General features: G+C 57.7%; 18 protein-coding genes and 1 pseudogene. 12 read left to right on the top strand and 7 right to left on the bottom strand.

Annotated features, from left to right (window positions below; genetic code table 11):
* Positions 1-47: 47 nt before the first annotated feature.
* From AB4N82_RS24430 to AB4N82_RS24415, 4 genes and pseudogenes are all read right to left on the bottom strand, one after another.
* Positions 48-773: a gluconate 2-dehydrogenase subunit 3 family protein gene (locus tag AB4N82_RS24430; RefSeq protein WP_034105421.1), complete on the bottom strand. Its 726-nt coding sequence runs from the start codon at positions 771-773 to the stop codon at positions 48-50.
* Between the two features lie 452 nt (positions 774-1,225).
* A pseudogene (locus tag AB4N82_RS24425) lies at positions 1,226-1,470 on the bottom strand (type II toxin-antitoxin system ParD family antitoxin).
* Positions 1,471-1,733: 263 nt separating this feature from the next.
* A complete protein-coding gene (locus AB4N82_RS24420) occupies positions 1,734-3,002 on the bottom strand; it encodes a tyrosine-type recombinase/integrase (protein ID WP_460103355.1) in 1,269 nt (422 codons plus the stop codon).
* 152 nt (positions 3,003-3,154) lie between these two features.
* Positions 3,155-4,069 carry a LysR family transcriptional regulator gene (locus AB4N82_RS24415; protein WP_028616088.1) on the bottom strand — a complete coding sequence of 305 codons (915 nt, stop codon included), beginning with the start codon at positions 4,067-4,069 and terminating at the stop codon, positions 3,155-3,157.
* Between the two features lie 247 nt (positions 4,070-4,316).
* On the opposite strand from AB4N82_RS24415, the gene AB4N82_RS24410 reads away from it, so the two are divergent.
* The 4 genes from AB4N82_RS24410 to pgm all read left to right on the top strand — a co-directional run bounded on the left by AB4N82_RS24410 (position 4,317) and on the right by pgm (position 10,608).
* Positions 4,317-5,339, top strand: a complete 1,023-nt coding sequence (locus tag AB4N82_RS24410; protein ID WP_032891466.1) for a zinc-dependent alcohol dehydrogenase family protein — start codon at positions 4,317-4,319, stop codon at positions 5,337-5,339.
* Positions 5,340-6,046: 707 nt separating this feature from the next.
* Positions 6,047-7,465, top strand: a complete 1,419-nt coding sequence (locus AB4N82_RS24405) for a hypothetical protein (protein ID WP_032891467.1) — start codon at positions 6,047-6,049, stop codon at positions 7,463-7,465.
* Complete coding sequence (locus AB4N82_RS24400; RefSeq protein ID WP_122765120.1) at positions 7,462-8,868, top strand: aminotransferase-like domain-containing protein; 1,407 nt, start codon at positions 7,462-7,464, stop codon at positions 8,866-8,868. Before AB4N82_RS24405 ends, AB4N82_RS24400 begins: the two co-directional genes overlap by 4 nt.
* 96 nt (positions 8,869-8,964) lie before the next feature.
* On the top strand, positions 8,965-10,608 hold the full coding sequence (gene pgm / locus AB4N82_RS24395; RefSeq protein ID WP_032891469.1) for a phosphoglucomutase (alpha-D-glucose-1,6-bisphosphate-dependent): 1,644 nt from the start codon (positions 8,965-8,967) through the stop codon (positions 10,606-10,608).
* A 62-nt stretch (positions 10,609-10,670) separates the two neighbouring features.
* Here pgm and AB4N82_RS24390 read toward each other — a convergent pair whose 3' ends face one another.
* On the bottom strand, positions 10,671-11,366 hold the full coding sequence (locus AB4N82_RS24390) for a pirin family protein (RefSeq protein ID WP_122765121.1): 696 nt from the start codon (positions 11,364-11,366) through the stop codon (positions 10,671-10,673).
* Positions 11,367-11,585: 219 nt separating this feature from the next.
* Here AB4N82_RS24390 and AB4N82_RS24385 point away from each other — a divergent pair, with 219 nt between their 5' ends.
* Positions 11,586-14,033, top strand: coding sequence for a UvrD-helicase domain-containing protein (locus AB4N82_RS24385; RefSeq protein ID WP_122765122.1), 2,448 nt, complete (start codon positions 11,586-11,588; stop codon positions 14,031-14,033).
* A gap of 11 nt (positions 14,034-14,044) precedes the next feature.
* Here AB4N82_RS24385 and AB4N82_RS24380 read toward each other — a convergent pair whose 3' ends face one another.
* Complete coding sequence (locus AB4N82_RS24380) at positions 14,045-14,317, bottom strand: DUF1652 domain-containing protein (RefSeq protein WP_032891472.1); 273 nt, start codon at positions 14,315-14,317, stop codon at positions 14,045-14,047.
* A gap of 256 nt (positions 14,318-14,573) precedes the next feature.
* Here AB4N82_RS24380 and AB4N82_RS24375 point away from each other — a divergent pair, with 256 nt between their 5' ends.
* The 5 genes from AB4N82_RS24375 to AB4N82_RS24355 all read left to right on the top strand — a co-directional run bounded on the left by AB4N82_RS24375 (position 14,574) and on the right by AB4N82_RS24355 (position 19,035).
* Positions 14,574-15,383 (top strand): helix-turn-helix transcriptional regulator, encoded by an 810-nt coding sequence (locus AB4N82_RS24375; RefSeq protein WP_122765123.1) that lies wholly within the window; start codon positions 14,574-14,576, stop codon positions 15,381-15,383.
* A gap of 49 nt (positions 15,384-15,432) precedes the next feature.
* The gene (locus AB4N82_RS24370) at positions 15,433-16,839 is read left to right on the top strand and encodes an NAD(P)/FAD-dependent oxidoreductase (RefSeq protein WP_122765124.1); all 1,407 of its coding nucleotides are present in this window, start codon (positions 15,433-15,435) and stop codon (positions 16,837-16,839) included.
* 27 nt (positions 16,840-16,866) lie between these two features.
* Positions 16,867-17,208, top strand: coding sequence for a cupin domain-containing protein (locus tag AB4N82_RS24365; RefSeq protein WP_032891477.1), 342 nt, complete (start codon positions 16,867-16,869; stop codon positions 17,206-17,208).
* A 60-nt stretch (positions 17,209-17,268) separates the two neighbouring features.
* Positions 17,269-18,348, top strand: a complete 1,080-nt coding sequence (locus AB4N82_RS24360; RefSeq protein ID WP_095184806.1) for a polyamine ABC transporter substrate-binding protein — start codon at positions 17,269-17,271, stop codon at positions 18,346-18,348.
* Positions 18,349-18,570: 222 nt separating this feature from the next.
* On the top strand, positions 18,571-19,035 hold the full coding sequence (locus AB4N82_RS24355) for a M10 family metallopeptidase C-terminal domain-containing protein (RefSeq protein WP_460103346.1): 465 nt from the start codon (positions 18,571-18,573) through the stop codon (positions 19,033-19,035).
* A 63-nt stretch (positions 19,036-19,098) separates the two neighbouring features.
* On the opposite strand, the gene AB4N82_RS24350 is transcribed toward AB4N82_RS24355, so the two are convergent.
* Positions 19,099-19,884, bottom strand: coding sequence for a helix-turn-helix transcriptional regulator (locus AB4N82_RS24350; RefSeq protein WP_032891481.1), 786 nt, complete (start codon positions 19,882-19,884; stop codon positions 19,099-19,101).
* Positions 19,885-20,082: 198 nt separating this feature from the next.
* Between AB4N82_RS24350 and AB4N82_RS24345 the strand changes: the two genes are divergently transcribed.
* A complete protein-coding gene (locus AB4N82_RS24345; RefSeq protein WP_032891482.1) occupies positions 20,083-21,447 on the top strand; it encodes an APC family permease in 1,365 nt (454 codons plus the stop codon).
* A 9-nt stretch (positions 21,448-21,456) separates the two neighbouring features.
* Complete coding sequence (locus AB4N82_RS24340; RefSeq protein WP_122765126.1) at positions 21,457-22,560, top strand: DmpA family aminopeptidase; 1,104 nt, start codon at positions 21,457-21,459, stop codon at positions 22,558-22,560.
* The last annotated feature ends 326 nt before the right edge of the window (positions 22,561-22,886 follow it).

Below are 22,886 nucleotides of genomic sequence, written 5' to 3'. Positions count from 1 at the left end.
CAGTCGGCGATGATGGCAAGGCCTCATCACTCAAGTGTTCTAGGGGATCAGAGCGTGTTATCGATCAGGCTGGTGGGGATGATGTTGAGCTTCTGGCCCTTCTTGGCGATAACGTCACGGAAGTCATAGCGTGCGCCGGGGAAACCAAGCATTTTCCAGCTCGCCATGCCTTTGTTGCCGCCGTAGATCGGGTCAGACAAGAAGCCTTCACGCACGTTGGCCAGCACCTGTTCGAAGATCTCCTTGGCGCCGTCGTCAAACTCGGAACCAACCTTGACCGCGTTTTTTTCGAAGCTGTGCAGCACCAGGTCCTGTTGCTCGCCTTGCAGTTGCAAGAAGGGTTTGCCGAACTGCCCCTGGCTGTATTCGTCAATCGCTACCAGCCCCTTGCGCCAGCGGTCGGCGGGGGTGAGTGCGGACTGCGTGCCTTGCTCGAACGTACCTTTGACGAAACGTCCCAGCCGATACAACGTGGCGCCCTTGCCGTAGTCACCGGCCAATTGGCGGTCGATAAACGTCGCGCAACCGGCTTCCTTGCCTCCGATCGACAGCTCGTCCGTTGGAATCAACCGTTCGGCAATCGCTTCGGTGGTTTGAAATTCATGTTGATTGAAGAACGCCAGGCCGCCCTGACGTACGCTGGGCAACGCTGGCAGGCTGGCCGTGGCCGGTTCCCAGGGTTGGCCACCGGTAATTTCCTCGGTGCGTGCAACGGGTAATGTCGACGCAGCCGCCAGCGCGATGGCCGATGATAAGAAGTCTCTGCGCTGCATGGGGGTTCCTTAGAGGATCAGGCACGTTTCCCATGCGCGCACGGCAGCGCCCGCAGGGCTTGGGGCCAGCGGCAATCACACGAACATGGGCGGCGCAAGATGAACGAGCGAGGTGATTCAGAATGTTTCTATTGGGGAGTTTAGGGTGCGTCAAATGACCGCGCTATTAAAACTTTTGACGTGAAACCCTCAAAATATTGACCGATAAAAAATTCCAATCTATTGATAATACAAATCTTTTTACGTTTTTGCTTCAACAGCAGAAACGGGTGAGCAATTACGAGCGCGGTCATTTTTGCCCGTGCTAAGTGGAGGCTTGATGCTCGGACCCGGGACTCGGATTGAGCGGCAGGAGCGATCATTGACTACGCGGCGGGTCTATCCGGTCATGCAGGGTACGAATGATCAAAATCCCTTCGAGGTCACGTTCGCCCGCAGGGGTAAGGCGGTATTCAGCCATGGGTGTTCAGCATCAGCTGTTAAACGCTTCAGCATTAAACGCGCGAGGTTTGCCGCTGGCCTCGCCCTCAAGCAAGGCAGCACGGATGGCGTCTACCTCTGCAGTGCGCTCCTGCTCGCGACGAATCAAGTCGCGAATATACTCGCTGTCATTGGTGTAATGGCCAGCCTCAATCTGGCCCTTGATCCAAGTGTCCTGCTGGTCCGTAACGGTGATGGTTTTTCGTACCGCTGCCATGGGATGCCTCTCTGATAGGTCAGAAGTGGTGCGAAATATCATACTATTGGTTCGATTTTGCGCGCCGCAGATGAGTGGTCAAAGGCTGCCAATCGGCGCACTCACCGTTGGTATTTTCACGTTTGAAAGCCCCAGAAAACAAGTACATCATCAAGTATTCTTGCATCAGCGTAATAAAATAAAATCCATATAAATCAACGATTAACCCACCCGATGCCTGTCTCGTTTCCCTCTCCAATTTTTTTAATGGTTTCTCTGCATCATCAATCGGTGGTGGCTCGCGCCGCGTTTTGCAGCAACTGGTCTAAGTAGTTCGCCCATTGCTGAGCCGCCTCCCTGCGTTGCACTAGCAGTTGAGCGCGTGCATACACAGCCCCCAGCGCACCTGGCATACGGTGAGATAGCGAGAGTTCGAGCACGATTGGGTCAATACCCAGGTGCTCGTGAGCGATGGTCCGGTAGGTGGCGCGAAAGCCGTGAGCAGTGATGTCGTACTCCGGCCAGATGCGCTGGAAGGACTTGAGCATGGAGGTTGGGTTTATGGGACGTCCTGGATAGACCGGCGAGACGAACACCCAGCCTTTGCCTTCTTCATCCACCACGCGGGTTTTACGTAGCTCGCGTAACAGAACCAACGCTTGTTCAGGCAACGGCACGATGTGTTTGCTCTTGTCCAGATGCTTGGTCTTGCTCACCACATAACGCCAATCGGCGCCCACCAAGTCGACATCTTCCCAGCGCATCTGCACCAGTTCGCCTGGGCGGACCGGCAACATGACCAGCAGGCGCATTGCGGTAGCAACGCTGCCGTCATTGCAGTCATCAAGGCGTATAAGAAACCTGCCTAGGTCGGATGGCCTTTCGATCGCCGGGTTGCTGGTCACGATGTGGCGAATCTTCAACTCCTCAATGTTGCTGAGAGCCACGTTGCGCTCCACCCAGCCGCGACCTTCGGCAAAGCCCAGAACGGCACGTATGATGGTGCGCACGCGTCGGGCCATGGCCATGGTGCGCTGGCGGCGCAACTCGGTGATGATCGTAGTGATGTGCTCCAACTTGATCTCGCTGATCGGTTTTTTGCCAATGGCAGGCAAGATGTGGTTGTTCAGCGCTCCGGTAAAGCCCGAGATGGATTTGGTCACCAGGTCGGCTGACTTGAATGCCAACCATTGCTCGGCCACGTAAGCGAAGGTGCGCTCTTCATTGAGCAACTGTGCCTCGATCTTGGCGGTCTTGGCCTTGAGCGGAGCGGTGTGGTTAGCCACGTCGCGGCGTGCGCCGCGGGCAATGTCGCGCGCCTCCTTGAGGCCAATGTCGGGGTAAGCGCCGATGGAGAAGCGGTTTTCCTTCCCATGCAGCCGATACTTCAATCGCCAAACCTTGGAAGGGGATTTGCCGACCTTGCTCGACGCTCTGACCTCCAAATAAAGGCCAGGAACTTCGCCATCGGCGTGTTTACCTGGTTCGGTCAGAGAGCGGATCAAGGCATCGCTGAGTTTTCGTTTGAAAACAACCACATTGTCTGGGGGCATCGGTGGGGGCATCCTTTTTAAGGAACCGAAATTTGCCCCCAATTATGCCCCCATGAGTCGTGGAATCCATTGGATTTAGACAGGCGGCAATGGACTTAAATAACCAGTAACTTGTTGTTATAAAACGTTTTATGGAATTTAATGGAATTCCATTACAGGCTATCGGGGTCCCCAAAAAACATCTGAATCCGCGACCGCAACCACCGCTCCCCCGGATCATTGTCCTGCGACCCACGCCAGGCCATGTGCAGTTCAAACGAGCGCACCGGTAACGGTGGGTCTTCGGCGCGCAAGCCGCCGGCGGATGTCAGCGCTTCAGCCGCATAATCCGGTACGGTCGCGAGGATATCGGTGCCCGCCAGCAGGGTGCCCAGACCGTTGAACTGCGGCACGGCAAGCACCACATGGCGCTTGCGGTCGAGCTTTTCCAGCTCTTCATCGATAAACCCGCTCAAGTCACCGGCAAACGATACCAAGGCATGGGGGCGGGCGCAGAAGTCGTCCAGGCTCAAGGAGCCGGGTACGCTGTCGGCGCGCAGCAGTTTGGGCAGGCTGCGGCGCAACACTTTGCGCTTGGCGTTGGCCGGCAGGTCGGCGGTGTAGCTGACGCCGATGGAGATTTCGCCAGAGGCCAGCAGGCCCGGCATCAGGATGTAGTTGACGCGACGCACCACCAGCACGATGCCTGGGGCTTCAGCTCGCAGGCGTTTGAGCAGTTGAGGCAGTAGGGCGAATTCGACATCGTCGGACAGGCCGATGCGGAACACGGCGGTGCTGGTTGCCGGGTCGAACTCGGCGGCGCGGCTGACGGCGGTTGAGATTGAGTCGAGGGCCGGCGAGAGCAGGGCGAAGATTTCCACCGCTCGGGCCGATGGCTCCATGCTGCGCCCGGTGCGTACAAACAGCGGGTCGTCAAACAGACCACGCAGCCGCGACAATGCCGCGCTGATGGCTGGCTGGCCGAGAAAGAGTTTCTCGGCGGCACGGGTCACACTGCGCTCATGCATCAAGGTTTCGAATACGATCAAGAGGTTAAGGTCGACACGACGCAGGTCGTTACGGTTCATCTTGTGTCCTGGAAGAGTCAGCTAGCTTGACGTGAGCGGCCACATGGAAACGATGACCAGCATTAATCTTACGGGGAAAGGCTGGTACTCTGCACAGGATAATTGAGTTTTCCTACGATAGTTGGGGTCTATTCCTCAGGCGTGGAATCGATGACAGGCATGTCGACTATTAATGGCGACCTGTGGTCTTACCCGCAAAGCCCAGATAAAGTTCATGGCATTAGAGGTTACTTTGACGAGGTTTGCGATGTCCCGCACGATCCGTTTTCACAAGTTTGGTCCGGCCGAGGTGCTCAAATGCGAAGAGCATGCAGCCGCGCAGCCTGCACCGGGCGAAGTGCAGGTGCGTGTCGAGGCGATTGGCATCAGTTGGTATGACATTTTGTGGCGCCAGAACCTGGCGTCTTCCCACGCCCGTCTTCCATCTGGCCTTGGCCACGAGATGGCTGGGGTGGTCGTCGCCCTTGGCGAGGGCGTGGACGACTTGGTTGTGGGCGATAAGGTGGCCAGTTTTCCGGCCGAGAGCCCCAATGATTACCCGGTGTATGGCGAACAAATCGTCATGCCCCGTTCAGCCCTGACTCGCTACCCGGACGTGCTGAGCCCTATTGAAGCGAGCGTGCATTACACGCCGCTGTTGATTGCTTACTTTGCTTATATGGATCTGGCTCGGGTCAAACCGGGGCAATTTGCCCTGGTCACCGATGCGAGTCATTGCGCCGGCCCTTCCTTTGTCCAGCTGGGTAAGGCCCTGGGTGTGCGGGTGATTGCCGCAACCAAGGACAGCGCTGAGCGTGAGTACCTGCTGTCCCTCGGGGCCGAGAAGGTGATCGTCACCGAAGAGCAGGACCTGCTGATGCAAATCAACAAGTTCACCGACAACCGTGGCGTTGACGTGGTGTTCGATGGCTTGGGTGGCCCGCAGATGTCATTGCTCGGCGATGTGCTGGCGCCCCGTGGCAGCTTGGTGCTGTATGGCTTGCAGGGCGGCAACCAGACGCCATTCCCCGCGTGTGCGGCGTTCCAGAAGAACATTCAGTTCTTCGTGCACTGCATCGGTAATTTCACCGGTAAACCGGAGCTGGGCATCATTCAGGACCAGGTGGCATTGCAGCGTGCGTTGCGTGATATCAACCAACTCACCGCCGACCGCGTGCTGCTTCCACTGAAAACCACGGTGTTTCCGTTCAACCAGTTCGTGGAAGCGCACCGTTATATGGACGAATGCCCGTGCCGCGAGCGAGTTGCTTTGCAGGTTGCGGCTGTTTGAGCTGTAGGAGTATTCGTAAATGAGTGTTCCGGTGCCTGAGTGAATGGGGCAAATACGCCATTTGACAGGGCTTAACCCGCTCGCCCCAGAAGGTGCCGATTCGGCACTTTAGCCCCCAAATCCTGCTCTTCCTCCCTGACGCCGCGCTGAATCCCAGTGCGGCGTTGTTGTTTGTGCGTCCCGTACGCGACATCCCGCGCTCATCTGAACTGGTTTTAGGCGGGCTTCTGTATCTATTAATCATTATTCCAGCCTTGATAATTGCGTCTTCACTTTCATCTCAAGGATTGAGCAATGATTGAATCTATGAAAACTCTGCAGATACTTATTCGAACTATGAGTGTGGCGCACACACGGGCTCGTGACGGAAGGAGCCTTCATAAGTCGTACCTGCCCTGCAAAAGGGAAAGTTGTTTGAGTCTATTTGTCGGACGCCTCTTTAAAAGGCTGATTAAAAATGTGTAGGAACTTGTCGGAAGAGTCCTAAGTCTAGTTTGTTTTTCTGGATTTCCTTTTAAATACATTTGGTTATGGGTTTTTAAGGGTGAGGGATAAACCCCTGGCGATCCCTGTCGTTTTGTTGCGCGGTGCTAGTGTTTAATCATCGGCGCACAATGCGGTGCGCGATTTTCCTACACGCAAAATAGGTCGAGCAAACACTGTCAGCAGTTGCTTGAAACTGATATTTCAACTCAGGTAGTAGAACTATGAGCACTATTCACGAACAGGCTATGAATCATGTCTACCAGCAAGTTCTGCAACGTTTGATTGGGCACTTTACTCGCGCAGGCCGTACCGCCCTGCAGTTATTGGTGCAGCGAATCGTTGTCGCAGCAGGGGGCATGGAGCAGGTTGGGGATTTCAAAGTGCTGGTGGCCCATGGTGGCGGTGAAGTCAGCAGTTATTCCCTGGCATTGCTGCGCGCTGCCCAATTGACCATTGCCGGTCGGGCACCCCGTACCTTTCATCTCAGGGTCGCGACGCTACGGCACGCAGGCATGACCGAGGGCCAACTCGATACCCTCAATCGCGGCTACGGCCGGCTGTTTCTCCACGACGACCCGCGCGTGGAGTTATTGATGGTGGAAAATCGGGAAGTGCAGCCCTTCAACCATCTGCGCCCCGCGTCAGCGATCGGGCGGGAGGTCAGCCAGCGCAATATGTTGATGGTGGGCCACGTGAGTGCCGGGGACTGTCGCGCTACGTTGTGCAACGACACCTACTTGGCGGTCGGTGATTTTTACCAGCGCGTCACCACTTACAACGGAGGCGTCCATGCGCTGGTCAGCGGTGATTCACCGCGTAAGCAGAGTCAGTTTTTAGCCTGGTTCAAGCAAACTGCTCAAAGTGCGGGTATCGCTGTTCCCAAGAGCAGCTCGCTGTCGCTCAACGCGCTGTTTGCGCGCATGGACGAGTGCAGCACCGGTTACTACCGTGATGTATTCGGTGAGGAATACACCGCCAACGATAACCCCAGCAAGGCCGGACACCGTCACTTGGCCTACATCGGCATCGCCGATCTGCTGGAAGATGTCGACATGGCGTCTGCCCCCTTGCTGACTGAGTTCATGGCTTACGTTCCAGACCCGCTGGGCTTTCACTTCAGCCATCCGGCCTATTCCAATCCGTTGCTGATGGCTCATCTGCGCGGGCTGCAGGCCGAGTTTCTGCATGAACTGGATTATGAAGACGGTGTCGACGGTTTTATCCAACAGGCCGATGCCTACATGCGTCGACTGCGTATGCCCGAAGATGTGCTGGCTCAGGCCGGGACCCCTGAAGGGCGGATGCTGTCGAGCACTTACGCCCAGCAATTTTTTGGCCTGGATGAAACTCAGCTGATCTGCATGCTGTTCTCTCCCTTTCTTGATCACGGCCAGCGCTTGGAGGGTTACTTGCGCCAATGCCATCCGGGCATGCTGGTGGCACTGCCCGAATTGCACAAAGTCCTGCAAGGCAAGCCCTGCGCCGAGATGCTGCAGCAGTGGGTAATGGACACCAGCGGCTTGCCCTTGCCCTTGTTGCAGCATCTGTACCGCAAACGGCAGGTGGTCAGTGCGAAAGACGTACGTCAAGACGGTGCCGTCCAAAGTGCGGCTCAGGCCGTGCCATTGTTCGGTCGATGACGCTGCGTGGCGAGCGTCAGGCGGATTTCGCGTATCAGGCGGTCTATCGCTACATGATCAGTCTGATCAACGAAGTCAGCACCGACACCCGGGTAAAACTGCCGTCCCTGCGGCAGTTGGCCGGGCGCCTGAATGTGTCGATTTCGACGATTCAGTATGCCTATGCACTGCTAGAGAAGGAGGGCAGGGTCTATTCGGTGGCCAAGTCCGGTTATTACGCATGGCCAATGTCCGCAAACCCGATGCCGTGGGCGGGAGGGGATTTGCTCGACCGCTTGTACGCTGCCGCTCGGCGCCCTGGCATGGCGGTCTTCAGTGGTGACGAGCCGGCCTTGCTGGGGGCGCTGGATGAAACGCTGCTGCGATTGGAGCGGGAGTTGGTGCGTCAGTATCCGCCGCAGTTGCAGCCATGGTCCCAGCCATGTGGTGTGTGGGAGTTACGTGCGGCGCTGGCGGCACGTTATACCTCTTCAGCTACGCGCTGCTGGCATGCCGACGATGTGTATATCGGTGCCGACCTTCGTGGTGTGCTGGATATTCTGATCGAAGTGCTGGGCCTGCGGGGCACTACCGTCATCGTGGAGTCACCCTGTGATTGGGTGATCCTGCGGTTGTTGCAGGGCGCTGGGGTGCGCATCATCGAGTTGCCCTGGACGAAGGAGGGCGGTATTGACCGGAACACGTTGGCCAGACTGCTACGCGATGAGTCGGTGCAGTTGGTGTTGCTCTCGTCTTCGGTCAGCCTGCCGTCAGGGGTGGCTATGTCCATTGACGAGCGTCTTTACGTTGCACAACTGCTGGAACAACACGGTTGCTGGTTGCTGGAAAACGACACCTTCGGTGAGCTGGGTTTCGAAGCGCCGCACACAGCATTGCGCGAATTAGTGAACCCTGAGCGGCTGATTGTATTTTCTTCGTTCGAGAAGGTGCTTGGTTCTGAAGCTTCTTATGGGTATCTGCTGTCCCGACGCATGAGCAACGAGCTACAGCGCCAATTCTTGTTGCGCTCATTCCGCTTATCGTCGATCCGTCAGCGAGCGATTGCCCGCCTGTACCAAAGCGGGCGACTGGACCAGCACCTGCGCGTACTGCGCCAGCAGTTGAGCGAGCAGGCCGTGCTAATGAGTCAGCGCCTGGAGCAGCACTTGGGCGACCAGGTGACCTATCGGATGCCTGCCGCCGGTGCCGCCTTTTGGCTGGCCTCCAGCCGTGCGGTGGACATGCGTCAGGCATTCCAGCGGTTGCTGGGCCGGCAGGTAGTGATCTCGCCCGGCGAGTTGTTCAGTGTCAGCGGGTTGCATCAACAAAACCTGCGCTTGAGCCACACCTTTCACGGTCAGCCTAATCTGGATATTGCATTGGCAGCGTTGAGTGAAGCACTGCGGCAGGCGCAGACTGGGTGAAATTTCTCTTACGGTTGTAGGATCGATACCGTCGCGCCGTAGTCGAACTCTCAGTAAACTGCCATTTTTCCAGATCCTTCTATCCGAGGTTTATGCATGACAATCAGTCCTTTTGCGGGCAAACCGGCGCCGGCCCAGTTGCTGGTGGATATCCCGCGACTGGTTACGGCCTATTACACCGGCCAGCCTGATGCAGCGATCTCCACCCAACGTGTGGCCTTCGGTACTTCGGGGCACCGTGGTAGCTCCTTCGAGCTGAGCTTTAACGAATGGCACGTACTCGCCATCAGCCAGGCCATCTGCCTGTACCGCGAAGCCCAAGGCATCAACGGTCCACTGTTTGTCGGGCTCGACACCCATGCGCTGTCGACGCCTGCCGGCGCGAGCGCTTTGGAAGTCCTGGCGGCCAACGGCGTCCATGTAATGCTGGCGGAGGGTGATGAATACACGCCGACCCCGGCGATTTCCCACGCCATCATCTGCTACAACCGTGGCCGTACCAGCGGGCTGGCGGACGGCATCGTCATTACGCCGTCCCACAACCCGCCGCAAAGTGGTGGTTACAAGTACAACCCGCCCAATGGTGGCCCGGCTGATACCCACGTCACCAAGTGGATCGAAGCCAAAGCCAACGAGTTGCTGGCCAATAAGCTGGCCGGGGTCAAACGCATCACCCACGCCCAGGCACTCAAGGCTGACACCACCCATCGTCACGACTACCTCAACAGCTACGTGGCCGACTTGGTCAATGTGATCGACATGGACGCTATCCGCAGCGCTGATCTGCGCCTGGGCGTGGATCCATTGGGCGGAGCAGGAGTGCGCTATTGGTCGGCGATTGCCGAGCACTACCGCCTGAACCTGGACGTGGTGAACACTGAAGTCGATTCCACCTTCCGCTTCATGAGCGTCGACTGGGACGGCCAGATCCGCATGGATCCGTCCTCCAGCTACGCCATGCAGGGTTTGATCGGGCTAAAGGAACGTTTCGACGTCGCTTTCGCCTGCGACCCGGACCACGACCGCCACGGTATTGTTACCCCGTCCGGCGGCCTGTTGGCGCCGAACAACTACCTGGCCGTGTCCATCGATTACCTGTTTCAGAACCGTCCCGACTGGCGCGCGGATGCAGCCGTGGGCAAGACCGTGGTCAGCAGCGGCCTGATTGATCGTGTGGCCGCGCGCATTGGCCGTCGGCTGTATGAAGTGCCGGTAGGCTTCAAGTGGTTTGCCGATGGCTTGTTCGAAGGGTCGCTGGGTTTTGGCGGCGAAGAAAGCGCCGGTGCGTCGTTCCTGCGCAAAGACGGTACGGTGTGGAGCACCGACAAAGACGGTCTGATCCCAGCGCTGCTGGCTGCGGAAATGACCTCGCGCAAAGGCCAGGACCCGAGCCAGATCTACCGTGGCTTGACTGACGCCCTTGGCGAGCCGTTCGCCATTCGCGTCGACGCCAAGGCCACCCCGGCGCAGAAGGCTTTGCTGGGCAAGCTGTCCCCACAGCAGGTGACCTCCACCGAACTGGCTGGGGAAAGCATCCAGCAGATCCTCAGCCACGCGCCGGGCAACGATCAAGCCATTGGCGGTCTGAAAGTAATGACCGAAAACGGCTGGTTCGCCGCACGGCCATCGGGTACCGAAGACATCTACAAGATCTACGCAGAGAGCTTTATCGGCGAAGATCACCTCAAACAGCTGGTAGAAGAGGCTCAGGTACTGGTAGACGGCGCCATTTCCCAGTAACACCGAAAGCCATGTGGGAGGGGACATTCCACCTCCCACATTTATCGGGATGAAGACTCAGCTCAGGCCAGATCGACCAGTACGATCTCGCTGTCTTCAATCGCCGTGACCCGCAACACCCGCTCATCTTCAATCGCAACACCGTCCCGCGCTAGCGCACGCAAGCCATTGACTTCAATCACTCCCGTGGCTGGCACCAGATAGGCACGGCGGCCACTGTCCAAGCGATACTCTGCCGTTTCCCCGGCTTTCAGGTTGGCTGCCACCAAGCGTGCATCAGCCCGAATGCGCAGGCTTTCGCTGTCACCGGCTTTGCCACTGGCCAGGGTGACAAACCCTTCGCGGTCACCTTTCGGAAATGGCTTTGCGCCCCAGGAGGGCGGCAAACCGGCCTCGTTCGGGATGATCCAGATTTGAAAAATCTTTGTCGGCGTCGCTTCCAGGTTGTATTCGCTATGGGCGATTCCAGTGCCTGCGCTCATAACTTGCACGTCACCGGCTTCAGTCCGGCCCTTATTGCCCAGGTTGTCGGCGTGACTGATGGCGCCTTCGCGCACATAGGTGATGATTTCCATGTCACGGTGCGGATGCTGTGGAAAGCCCGTACCTGGCGCGATAATGTCGTCGTTCCACACGCGAAGGTTGCCCCAGTGCATGCGCTTGGGGTCGTGGTATTCGGCGAACGAGAAGTGGTGATGGGCATCAAGCCAGCCATGGTGGGCGCCGCCCAGGGAGTTGAAAGGTCGAAGTTCAAGCATGATCGTCTCCTGTTGATGGCGCTTATGATCCCGTAGGCCATGATCGATAAAAAGCGTAAAAAATGCCTGATTCCTATCAGGTAAAGCGATTGGTTAGCGGTGTTTTGACTTTCACTTCATCGGCTAACTGCATGACAGCAAAGCAATTGCCTGGAACTGAGTGCCGATTCCGGCGACCATGGCGCACTTGTCACAAACCAGCTCACCGCAGGAGTCCGCGTGCCGCAACAAAAGCCTGATCTGCCCCCCGAACTGCTCCCATTGGCGCAAATGCCTCTGTTGAAACGCCTGGCTGCACGCCTGTTTGGCCATGGCTTGACCCGTTTGCGCGCACAGCACCGGTTTTCCTGGTTGCACGGTCAGGCCGATGGTTTTCGCAGCGGTCACGAAGCGGGTGTGGAGTATGGCTATCGTGAGGGCAAGGCCGATGGTATCGAGGAAGGTCGACAAGTCCTGTTGATACGCGACTTTCGTCCCGAAGAGCATCGTGCGCCCGGTGTCGATGACAGTTTGTTCGATGATTGGCGATTGCCCTTGACGGCGGACGTGAAGAAACGCATCAAGGCCGACGTGGCCCGCTTGCTGCCAGCCCATGCCCAGCCCGGTGCGGCGCAATGGAAGATGATCTTCAGTGACACGCCGTCCACCTCAGTGATCGCCGGGGCCGGTGCAGGTAAGTCCACCTCGCTGGTCCTGCGCATATTGTTGCTTACCCATTACCTGGGCTTTGAATTGAGTTCGATGACCGTGGTGACCTTCACCCGCGAGTCGCGCAAGGATTTCATCAACAAGCTTATGGACATTCTCAGCTTGTGGGGTCGACCGCTTGGCATGAAAGAAGCCCAGGCGGTGGTGCGCACCTTTCACTCGCGCATCCTGCCGATGGTCCGCAGCCTGCCGGGTTTTGAACGCCTGCAAGCGTTTGAGAACCTGAGCTCAGGTTTCGAGGATGCCGACAGTAATCCGTTCGACCTGCGCATCAACGACGCCCAGCGCCAACAAATGAATGCCTGCTACCACCGACTTTACGGGCAGCACCCGCGCTTTCAAGCGTTGATCGCGCCCCTGGCTCGGCATGGCTTGCAGCTCAAGGAGCTGGAACGTGACCACCCGGATGTGCAAAAGCGCGTGGCGGTAACCGAACTGGCAGCTAAACGAGATGAAGAACTGTGCGATGCAATCGAAGATCTATGGTTTCGCGCAGGTGCCTGGCCGATCAAAGGCATTGAGCCTAGTCGCCAGACCATTGAGATCAATGGCGCGCAGTTCCATTGCCATGGCTATGTCCCTGAGCTGGACGCGTGGGTAGTACTGGGTTTCGATTCGCGGGAAAACGCCCGGCTCAGTCGGCCCAACGCCAAGCTGTCACTGCGTGCGGAGTGGGCAGTGAAGCGAACCTTGTTTCAAGCTTTCTGTCGTAAGCCTCTAATTTGGTTGGATAATTATGAATCATCCAAGCGTCTTTTAAGCAGCTTGGCTGGGGATGCGTCCTCCGGCCCCGGGTTTGATTACAAGGTTAAAGGTGAACTGGCTGGTGCCCCGTTGCTCGACAGTTTTGTCATGGCGGCCGGCTTTATCGAAAACCTTGGATTGGACGTTCCGACCGCCGTGGGTCAGATGACTTTCGCCAAGGACGATCCGGACCGCTTCTTCTTCGAGGCGCTGAGCATTTTCTGGAAGGCCCTGGAAGACCATCTGCTTGACCAGTCACCGCCGATCATGACCTACAACCGCATGTTCTCGCTGTTCGGTGAAAACACTCCGGAAAACCTCAAGCTGCTCAGCGACCCGCTGTTACGGCCCCTGTCGCATCTGATGATCGATGAGTTCCAGGACGTGTCGCCGCAGATTGTCTCGTGGATCCGCGCCAGCCTGCGAGAAATCCGTAGCCGTGGCCCCGCGATGCACGTGGGCCGTGGTGCCCAGCATTCTTCGCTGTTGTGTGTGGGCGATGACTGGCAATCGATCTATGGCTGGCGGGGCAGTTCACCCAAGTATTTCATGGAGTTCAATCAGGAATTCCCGTCGCCGAGCACCACGCGGGTGATGCTGGGCGAGAATTACCGCAGCCACCAACACATTATCGATGCTGCCGAGCACATCGTGCGCACAGCGCCGGCGATTCCCGGCAAGAAGGCCAAAGCCAGCGGCGCGCCCAAGGCATTGCAGCCGGTCAAGGTGCTGGAGCGTGACGACGCGGCGCTGGGCCGTCAGCTGCTGGAGCATTATCAGAAGGGTGAGTCGGTATTAATGCTGTATCGAAAAAGTAGCGATAAGTTACTGATTCAAGAGCATATTCAGTCTGTAATTAATGTGGATTCTAGCTTGCCGATTCAAGCACGCAGGCTGAAACAGTTGACCTATCACAGTGCCAAAGGCTTACAGGCGGACGCCGTATTCCTGCTTGGGGATTGCCAACACCTCACCCGTTCCCCCTACAAAAACCAGGTCTATCGTATGGCCGGTCTGGGCAAGTCTGGCGACAGCGAACCCTATGACACGGCACAAAAAGACGAAGTGCTGCGCCTGGCTTACGTCGGCATTACCCGGGCGGTCAGCCATTGCTACTGGTATGTGGAGAAGCCCGAAGGCCAGGCCGTGAATATGCCGAAGGCCTCGGAGCATGTAGATGGAAAGAAAGCGTTTTTTGACGATCAGCGCGGCTGATGGCTGATCGCTCAGGCCCGCAGTGACAGCGGTGGCACAAACGACGCCAGTTCATCCTCCACCGCCTCGATAATTCGCTCTACGTCAGCGGCATTCATGACCGTGGCACAAGGGATGCCGGCGATGGCAATCAGGGTTTCGCCGCTGACGCGGTCAAACAGGCGGGCGATCATGCTGCCGGGCGCGTCCATGCTGCCCTCGAAGCCCATTGGATGAAAATGCCAGCGCATCAGCTGGCAGGCGTTGGGGAACGTCACTTTATTCATGTTGCCCACCTTGTTCATTGAGCGCTTCCTTTAGCTCGCGGCAGGGGGCCATGACCGTCACTGGTCTTGGCGTTGTAGAGCTTAAAAATAGCATTCGCTCTTAACCGGAGGTGACTTTTTTCATCCCGTTCGGCGGTTGTTTTCCTAACGGTTGATGTGGGTCATGTCCTGCTCAGAAATGGGCAAGTGGCCATTAGTCCGAAGTTGCACCTGGCCATTGAACGCACCACCGAATTTCGGCAATCTCCACGGTTTTCCCGCTGCAGAGCTCACCATGCCTGACATCGCTCCCGACGATGATTGCCTGCATACCCAAGCCACGGGCGACCTGGTATTACGCCATCACCTGTGCTGGCGCCATCGCGATCTGGACGGGGTGATGTCCTACTACCACCCGGACATCCAGTACCACGACTTTTTCCAGAACCGCGTAGTCGGTTACGCCGAGCTGCGCGATTACCTGCAAGCCAGCATGCCACGCGAAGCTGACGAAGCGATTGAACACACCGACCGCATCCGCGCCGACGGCGATACCGCCTTTATCCAGTACCGCATCACCCTGCGTGGTGGCAATGGGCTGGTGTCATTCCGTACCAGCGAGGCCATCACCGTGCGCGATGGGTTGATCTGGCGCGTCAATGAATACGCGTCACTGGTGCACGAACAACCGTCCCAGGCCCAGCGCCCCAGCGTCAGCCGCTTGGGCCTGTCGCCCCAGCAACTGGGGCATATGGCCAATGACCTGCAGCAGTATTTCGAGCACAAGCAGCCTTATCTGGACCCGGAACTGGACCTGCAGCGAGTCGCCAAGGAGTGCGGTTACAGCCGCAATCAGATTTCCTACCTGCTCAACCAAGTGCTGGGTCAAAGCTTCTATCGCTACGTCAACCAGGCGCGCCTGCAGCATTTGCTCGCCGCGCTGGATAACGCGCGCCCGCCGATCAAGGTAGACGACCTGGCCTTTGCCGCCGGTTTCAATTCGTTGTCTGCGTTCTACAGTGCCTTCCGCCAGCACACCGGCCAGTCGCCCAAGGCCTACGTCAAACAAATTTCCCTGCGTGCACGCGCGCAAGACAACGAATAACCGCCGGCCCTAGGATCAGCCCCATCGAAACGTGGTTGGGGAGCTTGGCATGCCGGCATGGCGCAACATCAGTTTATGGATGGACCAACTGGACGACCCCCTGGTGGCGCGGCCGACCCTGGAACACGACTTGGACGTCGATGTGGCGATTATCGGCGCTGGCTACACCGGGCTTTGGACCGCCTACTACCTAAAACGCCAGGCGCCCGAGCTGAAGATTGCGATTATCGAGGCTCAAACCGCCGGTTTCGGTGCATCGGGGCGCAACGGCGGCTGGCTGATGGGCAACCTGCTGGGGGAAGATCGCCTGCTGGCCGGCCTGGCACCTGAACAACGCCGGGCCTCATTCGACCTGCTGCACAGCATTCCGGATGAAGTCGCCCAGGTATTGGCCCGCGAAGGCATCGACTGCGACTACCGCAAGGGTGGCGCGCTGTACTGCGCGGCCCGTTACCCCGAGCAGGAGAGCAGCCTGCGTGCCTACCTGGACAAGCTCTACGCCCAAGGCCTCACCGAAGGCGATTATCGCTGGCTGAGCCCACAGCAGTTAGCCGAACAGATCCGCATTGCCAAACCCTATGGCGGTATCTATGCACCTCACGTCGCCACGATCCACCCGGCCAAGCTAGTGCGCGGCCTGGCGCGGGCAGTGGAGCGCATGGGCGTTACGATTTACGAAAAAAGTCCGGTCACCCAGTGGCAGTCCGGCAGCCTGTGCACTGATAAGGCCAGTGTCCGCGCCGCTTGGGTAGTGCCCGCCGTCGAGGGATACGCGAACACCTTGCCGCCGTTGGGCCGCTACCAGTTGCCGGTGCAAAGCCTGATCGTCGCCACCGAGCCGCTGCCCGCCAGCACCTGGGACGAGATTGGCCTGCGCCACGGCCAGGCATTTGGCGAAAGTAGCCGTCAGGTCACTTATGGTCAGCGCACGGCAGACAACCGACTGGTGTTCGGGGCCCGCGGCGGTTACCAATTCGCCGGCAAACTTCGCCACAACTTCGATTTGACCGATAGCGAAGTGGAGCTACGTCGCTATCTGTTCGGCGAACTCTTCCCACAGCTCAAGAACGTGCGGATTACCCATTCGTGGGGCGGCAACCTTGGTATGTCGCGCCATTTTCGACCTCACATGCTCTGTGATCACACCACCGGCATCGCGCTGTCCGGCGGTTATGGCGGGGAGGGCGTTGGAGCCACCAACCTGGGTGGCCGCACTCTGGCGGATTTGATCCTCCGTCGCGACACGCCACTGACCTATCAACCTTGGGTGATCCGCGAGCGCGGCCTTGATGCGCTCAAGGCCTGGGAACCGGAACCCTGCCGTTGGCTGGGTTACAACGCGATCATTCGCAGTTTTGTCCATGAAGACCAAGTCCTGGCGAACCCCAACACCGCCCCTTGGCGCCGCAAGCTGGCGACCGGCTTGGCCGGATTCATGGAAGGGTTCATGCACTGAGTCGTTTCACTTACACGGGAAAAACCCATGAGCATCACGCATTTCAAAGACACGCTGAATGCCCACCTGCCGGACTCGTCACCCGTGGCCGTGCCCCTGGGCGAGCCGATTGCGGTGGCCTCGACCTTGAGCGTAGAGCGCAGCGACGGCGTCGAAACCGGCATCTGGGCATGCACGCCGGGTCGTTGGCGTCGCCAGATCAAATCCCAGGAGTTTTGTCACTTTATCCAGGGCCGCTGCACCTTCACCCCCGACAACGGTGAAATCGTCCACATACAAGCCGGCGACGCACTGATGTTGCCGGCCAACAGCACCGGAATCTGGGATATCCAGGAAACCGTGCGCAAGACCTACGTACTGATTCTGTAACGCTTTGATCCTTGATCGCCTGCCATAAAAACAGCCCTAAAACCGCCAGGAAATCGAACCATGAAAGCCATTGCCCTGTTGCCCTTGATGTTGGTGGCCTCTATCAGCCAGGCCGCCGAGACGGTGAAAATCTACAACTGGTCCAGCTACATCGCGCCAGACACCACGAAGAACTTCCAGAAGCAGACCGGGATCGGTTTCAGCTACGACGTGTACGACAGCAACGAAACACTCGACGGCAAGCTCATGACCGGCAACTCGGGTTACGACGTGGTGTTTCCGTCCAACCATTTCATGGCCCGGCAGATCCAGGGCGGCGCGCTCAAAAAGCTCGACAAGAGCCAGTTGCCCAACTGGAAAAACCTCAACCCGGTGCTGCTCAAAACCCTGGAAAACAACGATCCGGGTAATGCCCATGGCTTCCCGTACCTGTGGGGCAGCACCGGCATCGGCTACAACATCGACAAGGTCAAGGCCGTGCTGGGGGATAACGCCCCGGTGGACTCCTGGGACTTGATCTTCAAGCCCGAATACATGGAAAAACTCAGCAAGTGCGGCGTAGCCATCCTCGACAATGGCCCGGAGCTGTTGCCTATCGCCCTCAATTACCTGGGTTTGCCGCACCACAGCAAGAAGCCCGAAGACTACAAAAAGGCTGAGGCCTTGCTGATGAAAGTGCGGCCTTACGTGGCGTATTTCCATTCCTCGAAATACACCGGCGACCTGGCCAACGGCGATATCTGCGTGGCCGTCGGCTTCTCCGGCGATGTGCTGCAAGCCGAGAGTCGCGCCAAGGAAGCCAAGAACGGCGTTAAAATCGGTTACCAGATCCCCAAGGAAGGCGCCGCTATCTGGTTCGACATGGTGGCCATGCCTGCGGATGCCCCCGATGAAAAGGCCGGCTACGCGTTCATGAACTACCTGCTTGAGCCCCAAGTGATGGCGGACATTACTAACTCCGTGCATTACGCCAATGGCAACAGCGCGGCGGACAACCTGGTCGATCCTGAGATCAAGGCAGACACCAAGATCTACCCAAGCGAAGCCATGATGGGCAAGTTATTCGCGCTGGAATCAATGCCGCTGAATATCGACCGGATTCGCACGCGGGTGTGGAATACGATTCGTATGGGCCGCTGATCAAACGCTGTCGAGTACTGCAAAATATATTTGAAAGTGTTGCTGGTCTACGAAGCGTGGCCAGCAACGTTCAGTTGAATTATTAGACTAAGGGATGTTTTGCTGTTTTCCGGAAACGACAGGAAAAACAGTTCGAGTAGGAAGAGAGGTATCAGTGTGAGAAGTTCTCGTCCGCAATTCACGAAGCTTCTTTATTGATCATTACATGAAAAGGTACCTCATATGTCTTCAGTACAAAGTTTGCCAAATGGCGGAACGTGGACTCGTCCCGAAAACAGCCTTCCTGTATTGCGTGGCACAGACGCCCGTGAACGCCTGAACGCCAGGCCCGACGAGGCTTCGGTGCTTGTCGGTGGCGGTGGCAGTGACCAGTTGGTGGGCGCGCGAGGTGCGAATACCTTCAAGTACGAACACTTAACAGACTCTACGAGCAATGATCCGGATACTATTTTCAACTTCAATCCAAGGGAGGATAAAGTTGATTTGTCTGACATGGTAAAGAATAGCAAGATAAAGATAATTCATATTCGGCCTCGTGCACCCGCTGAAGTAGGCGATGTACAGTTAAAGCACAGCCCTTTTGGTTGGAGTACGCTGGATATGAAAGTCAATGCGCAGGGGCCTAACTTCTCCATCCGTATTGATAATGTAAAGTTGTTGGCCGATCACGTTAAATTCTTTAGTTAAATCCACTCACCGCAAAATGGTCAGGCAGCGTGTGCTGCCCGGCCGTTTTACGTCGATATCGCTCTACGGATTTTCCAGATCATGCCCCAGCGACTGGATAAATAACGAAAACAGCTCCGGCTGCGATGAAATATCCAGCTTTGCGTACAAATGCCGACGGTGCACTTTCACCGTGTCCGGCGAGATATTCAGGCGTTCAGCCATGGCCTTGGAGGAAAACCCGCGCAGCACCAGGCGGGCGATTTCCAGCTCTCGGTCCGACAGCACGCCACAGCCGAACTGGCTTAAGGCATCCCTGATCTGGCTGTCCATGGCCGGGGCGCGCTGGGTGCTTTGCTGCCAATGCTGCTGCATCAGCGGCAGTACCCACGCCGCCATCATCGTCATCAGCCCAGTGTCTTCTGCACTGAACCGCCGCTGCATCCCCAACGACAGTGACAATGTCCCCATCCCCGGCAGTTGCAGGATCAATTGCACCTCGTCTTCCAGCACGTTGTCATGGAAGTAATTGAGGAAGTATTCACTCTGTCGGAAATGGTCCGGCGCCACTTCTTCCAGGCGGTATACACCGCTGGAGTACCCTTCGCGACACGCCTGGAAAAACGGATCGAGCAAATACAGGCCATTGAGGTACGTCAGCATCGACGCCGGTTTGCTGCTGGGCTGGGCGTCGTATTCCTCAAGGGCTTGGGGCGCGCCCTCCAACGGGTAGAAAATCGCCAACGCGTTATCGAAGGGCAGGCATTGGTGCAACAACAGCACCAACTGTTTCCAGAAACCCTGGGTACCGATGTGCGCGACGGTACGGCCCAAGCCAGCGTGCATGCCGACCTCACGGAACAGGCTCATATCACAGGCTCCCGCCAGCAAAAGATCGCTCAAGGGTTCGGCTTTTGCCGGGAACCGTCAAGGGGAGTACGCCAATAGGGGAATTGGCTGACAAACTCCTGGGCGATAACGTCTTCATCATCCAACGGGAAACATATCCCGAAAAACATCATTTTTCGTTTCTGCCTCACACCAAGAACAACGACAGAGGATAACGATATGAGCACTTCCCCCACGCCTGACGGCGTGTTGAAACCTACCCTTAGCGTTTTCGATGTAGTGGCCATCACCGTTTCCGCAGTGACGCCGGCCAGTTCCGTGTTTGTGATCGCGCCCTTTGCCATCCAGCAGGCGGGCAGTGGTGTGTTCCTGGCGTTTGTGATGGCCGGCCTGCTCGCGCTGATGTTCGCGTTTTGTTATGCCGAACTGGGTCGCGCCCACAACAGTGCCGGTGGTGAATATGTGTACGCCAAGCGTGTGTTCGGTGGCATGGCTGGCTATGCGACCTTTCTCACGGTGCTGGTGATGTTGCTATTCATCCCGCCGGTATTGGCCACCGGGGCCGCGACCTATCTCAACAACGCTTTGGGCACGACGTTCGACTCGCAAACCGTCGCCCTGGTGATTGTGGTGTGCAGCTACGCCCTGGGCATTCTCAATATCAAGCTCAATGCCTGGATTACCGGCACCTGTTTGCTGCTGGAAGTGGCGGCGCTACTGGTGATCGTATTTATCGGGTTTGGTAACCCGGTGCAGCCGGCGAGTGTGTTGTTCCAGCCCCAGATCGTCGAAAACGGCGTGCTGCATCTCGCGCCGTGGGCCTTGGTGATCGGTGCGGTGGGCATAGGTTTGTTTTCCTACAATGGCTACGGCCCCGCAGTGCTGCTGGCCGAAGACATGAAGTGCGGCGGCAAAGGCGTGCACAAGGCCGTGTTGTGGTCCCTGGGCTTGGTGGTGGTGATCGAACTGGTGCCGATCACCGCACTGCTGATCGGCGCGCCGTCCCTGAGCGCAATGATCAGCAGCCCAGACCCCATCGGCTACTTGCTCACCAGCCACGGCAATGAAACCTTGTCGCGCTTGGTCAGTGCCGGGATCTTCCTCTCTGTATTCAACGCGATTGTCGCCATCGTGATCCAGATCGGCCGCGTGGTATTCAGCAGCGGGCGCGATGCGCTGTGGACGCCGACCATCAACACACTATTCACTCGCATTCACCCGCGCTGGGATTCGCCCTGGTTGGCGACGCTGTTCCTGGCGATCCCGTCGGCGCTGCTCAGTTTCAGTTCCAATCTGGCGGATCTCACCTCATTCAGCGTGTTGCTGATCATGCTGGTGTACCTGGTAGTGGCGTTGAGCGCGTTGATGAGCCGCGTGTTGCTGCGCGACCGCGAACACCCTTATCGCATGCCGCTGTGGCCGTTGCCGGCGTTGTTGGCTGTCATCGGTGCAGGTTACTTGCTGGTGACCTTGATCTATGCGGCGTCTGTGCGCGACATCATGATCATCCTCGGCTTGCTGGCCTTGTCGGTGATTTTCTATTGCATCAGCGGCCGGTCGAGTCCGGTCTTCCAGAAATTGTAAGGAGCGGTTATGCGCGCACGTCAATTGGGCATCACTTTGGGGCTGGGCACACCCGGTGAGTTGAATGCCATCACCGATGTACCGGGCGTGCGGGTGGGCCACAGTACCCTCAACACCCGTATCGACGGTAAGCAAGTGCGCACCGGTGTGACGGTGATCCAGCCGCGCGCCGGGGAAGCGCGCCAGCAACCCTGCTTCGCCGGCTACCACGTGCTCAATGGCAATGGCGATGCCACGGGCCTGGAGTGGATCAGTGAAGCAGGGCTGCTGACCACACCGCTGGCCATCACCAACACCCACAGCATCGGCATTGTGCGCGACACCTTGATCGCCCTGGAGCGCGAGCGCCTCGCGGACCCGGCGGTGTATTGGTGCATGCCGGTGGTGATGGAGACCTATGACGGCCTGCTCAACGATATCTGGGGCCAACATGTGAAACCCGAACATGTGCGCGAAGCCGTCGTCAACGCCGAAGCCGGTCCGGTACAAGAGGGCGCGGTGGGTGGCGGCACCGGAATGATCTGCCATGAATTCAAGGGCGGTATCGGCACGGCGTCGCGGCGTTTGCCGGGGGAGCAGGGCGGTTGGACCGTCGGCGTGCTGGTCCAGGCTAACCATGGCAAGCGCCAGGAGCTGCGGGTGGATGGCTATCCGGTAGGACGCCTGCTGATGGACATCCCATCGCCCTTCGCCGAGCGTGGTACGCCGGGCATGGGCTCCATTGTGGTGATCCTGGCCACCGACGCGCCGTTGCTGCCGCATCAATGCCAGCGTCTGGCGCAACGCGCCTCCATCGGCATCGCCCGTACCGGCGGCGGCACCGAAGATTCCAGTGGCGATCTGTTCCTGGCTTTCGCCACCGGGAACCAGGACCTGCCTGCCGCGGATTACGGCCGCAAGGGCCTGCCGTTCAGCAGTGCGTTGCAGATGGTCAATAATGACCACATTTCGCCGCTGTTCAGCGCCGCAGCAGAGGCGGTGGAAGAGGCAATCATCAACGCCATTCTGGCGGGTGAAACCATGAACACCGACGATGGCGTGCAAGTTCCGGGTTTGATGGGCGAGACGCTGTTACAGGCATTACACGATACGGGGTGGAGTGTGTCCCGGTAATGGGGGGCAACGCCTATTATTAGTTGAAGTAATGGCTGTTTAATGTTGCCAATGACACCGTGGCAATATAGTGGATCCAATTATTAACTGTGCCGCTCAACTTGCGCGGCATTGGTGCTATTTAATATTTAAATACGTGCCCGCTGCTTTTTGTCGGACAAAACCAAGTTGCCCCAATAAACCCGGCACAAAAGTTTCACTAGTTGGCAGTTTGCTACTTTTTTACGGCGGAAATAGATGTAGACGAAAGATTTCAAGTTGTGTCAGTTTTCTTACGCCTTCAAAAGAGGCGAGTGATAGGACGATCTCGCCCGCGGGGTTCCTAT

The sequence above is a fragment of the Pseudomonas sp. H1_D04 genome (assembly GCF_054683855.1).
This window is presented reverse-complemented; position numbering and strand designations above follow the sequence as displayed.

Coding starts and splice junctions, on each gene's coding strand:
- AB4N82_RS24430 (WP_034105421.1), bottom strand. CDS start 773: ATGCAGCGCAGAGACTTCTTATCATCGGCCATCGCGCTGGCGGCTGCG.
- AB4N82_RS24420 (WP_460103355.1), bottom strand. CDS start 3,002: ATGCCCCCAGACAATGTGGTTGTTTTCAAACGAAAACTCAGCGATGCC.
- AB4N82_RS24415 (WP_028616088.1), bottom strand. CDS start 4,069: ATGAACCGTAACGACCTGCGTCGTGTCGACCTTAACCTCTTGATCGTA.
- AB4N82_RS24410 (WP_032891466.1), top strand. CDS start 4,317: ATGTCCCGCACGATCCGTTTTCACAAGTTTGGTCCGGCCGAGGTGCTC.
- AB4N82_RS24405 (WP_032891467.1), top strand. CDS start 6,047: ATGAGCACTATTCACGAACAGGCTATGAATCATGTCTACCAGCAAGTT.
- AB4N82_RS24400 (WP_122765120.1), top strand. CDS start 7,462: ATGACGCTGCGTGGCGAGCGTCAGGCGGATTTCGCGTATCAGGCGGTC.
- pgm (WP_032891469.1), top strand. CDS start 8,965: ATGACAATCAGTCCTTTTGCGGGCAAACCGGCGCCGGCCCAGTTGCTG.
- AB4N82_RS24390 (WP_122765121.1), bottom strand. CDS start 11,366: ATGCTTGAACTTCGACCTTTCAACTCCCTGGGCGGCGCCCACCATGGC.
- AB4N82_RS24380 (WP_032891472.1), bottom strand. CDS start 14,317: ATGAACAAGGTGGGCAACATGAATAAAGTGACGTTCCCCAACGCCTGC.
- AB4N82_RS24375 (WP_122765123.1), top strand. CDS start 14,574: ATGCCTGACATCGCTCCCGACGATGATTGCCTGCATACCCAAGCCACG.
- AB4N82_RS24370 (WP_122765124.1), top strand. CDS start 15,433: ATGCCGGCATGGCGCAACATCAGTTTATGGATGGACCAACTGGACGAC.
- AB4N82_RS24365 (WP_032891477.1), top strand. CDS start 16,867: ATGAGCATCACGCATTTCAAAGACACGCTGAATGCCCACCTGCCGGAC.
- AB4N82_RS24360 (WP_095184806.1), top strand. CDS start 17,269: ATGAAAGCCATTGCCCTGTTGCCCTTGATGTTGGTGGCCTCTATCAGC.
- AB4N82_RS24355 (WP_460103346.1), top strand. CDS start 18,571: ATGTCTTCAGTACAAAGTTTGCCAAATGGCGGAACGTGGACTCGTCCC.
- AB4N82_RS24350 (WP_032891481.1), bottom strand. CDS start 19,884: ATGAGCCTGTTCCGTGAGGTCGGCATGCACGCTGGCTTGGGCCGTACC.
- AB4N82_RS24345 (WP_032891482.1), top strand. CDS start 20,083: ATGAGCACTTCCCCCACGCCTGACGGCGTGTTGAAACCTACCCTTAGC.
- AB4N82_RS24340 (WP_122765126.1), top strand. CDS start 21,457: ATGCGCGCACGTCAATTGGGCATCACTTTGGGGCTGGGCACACCCGGT.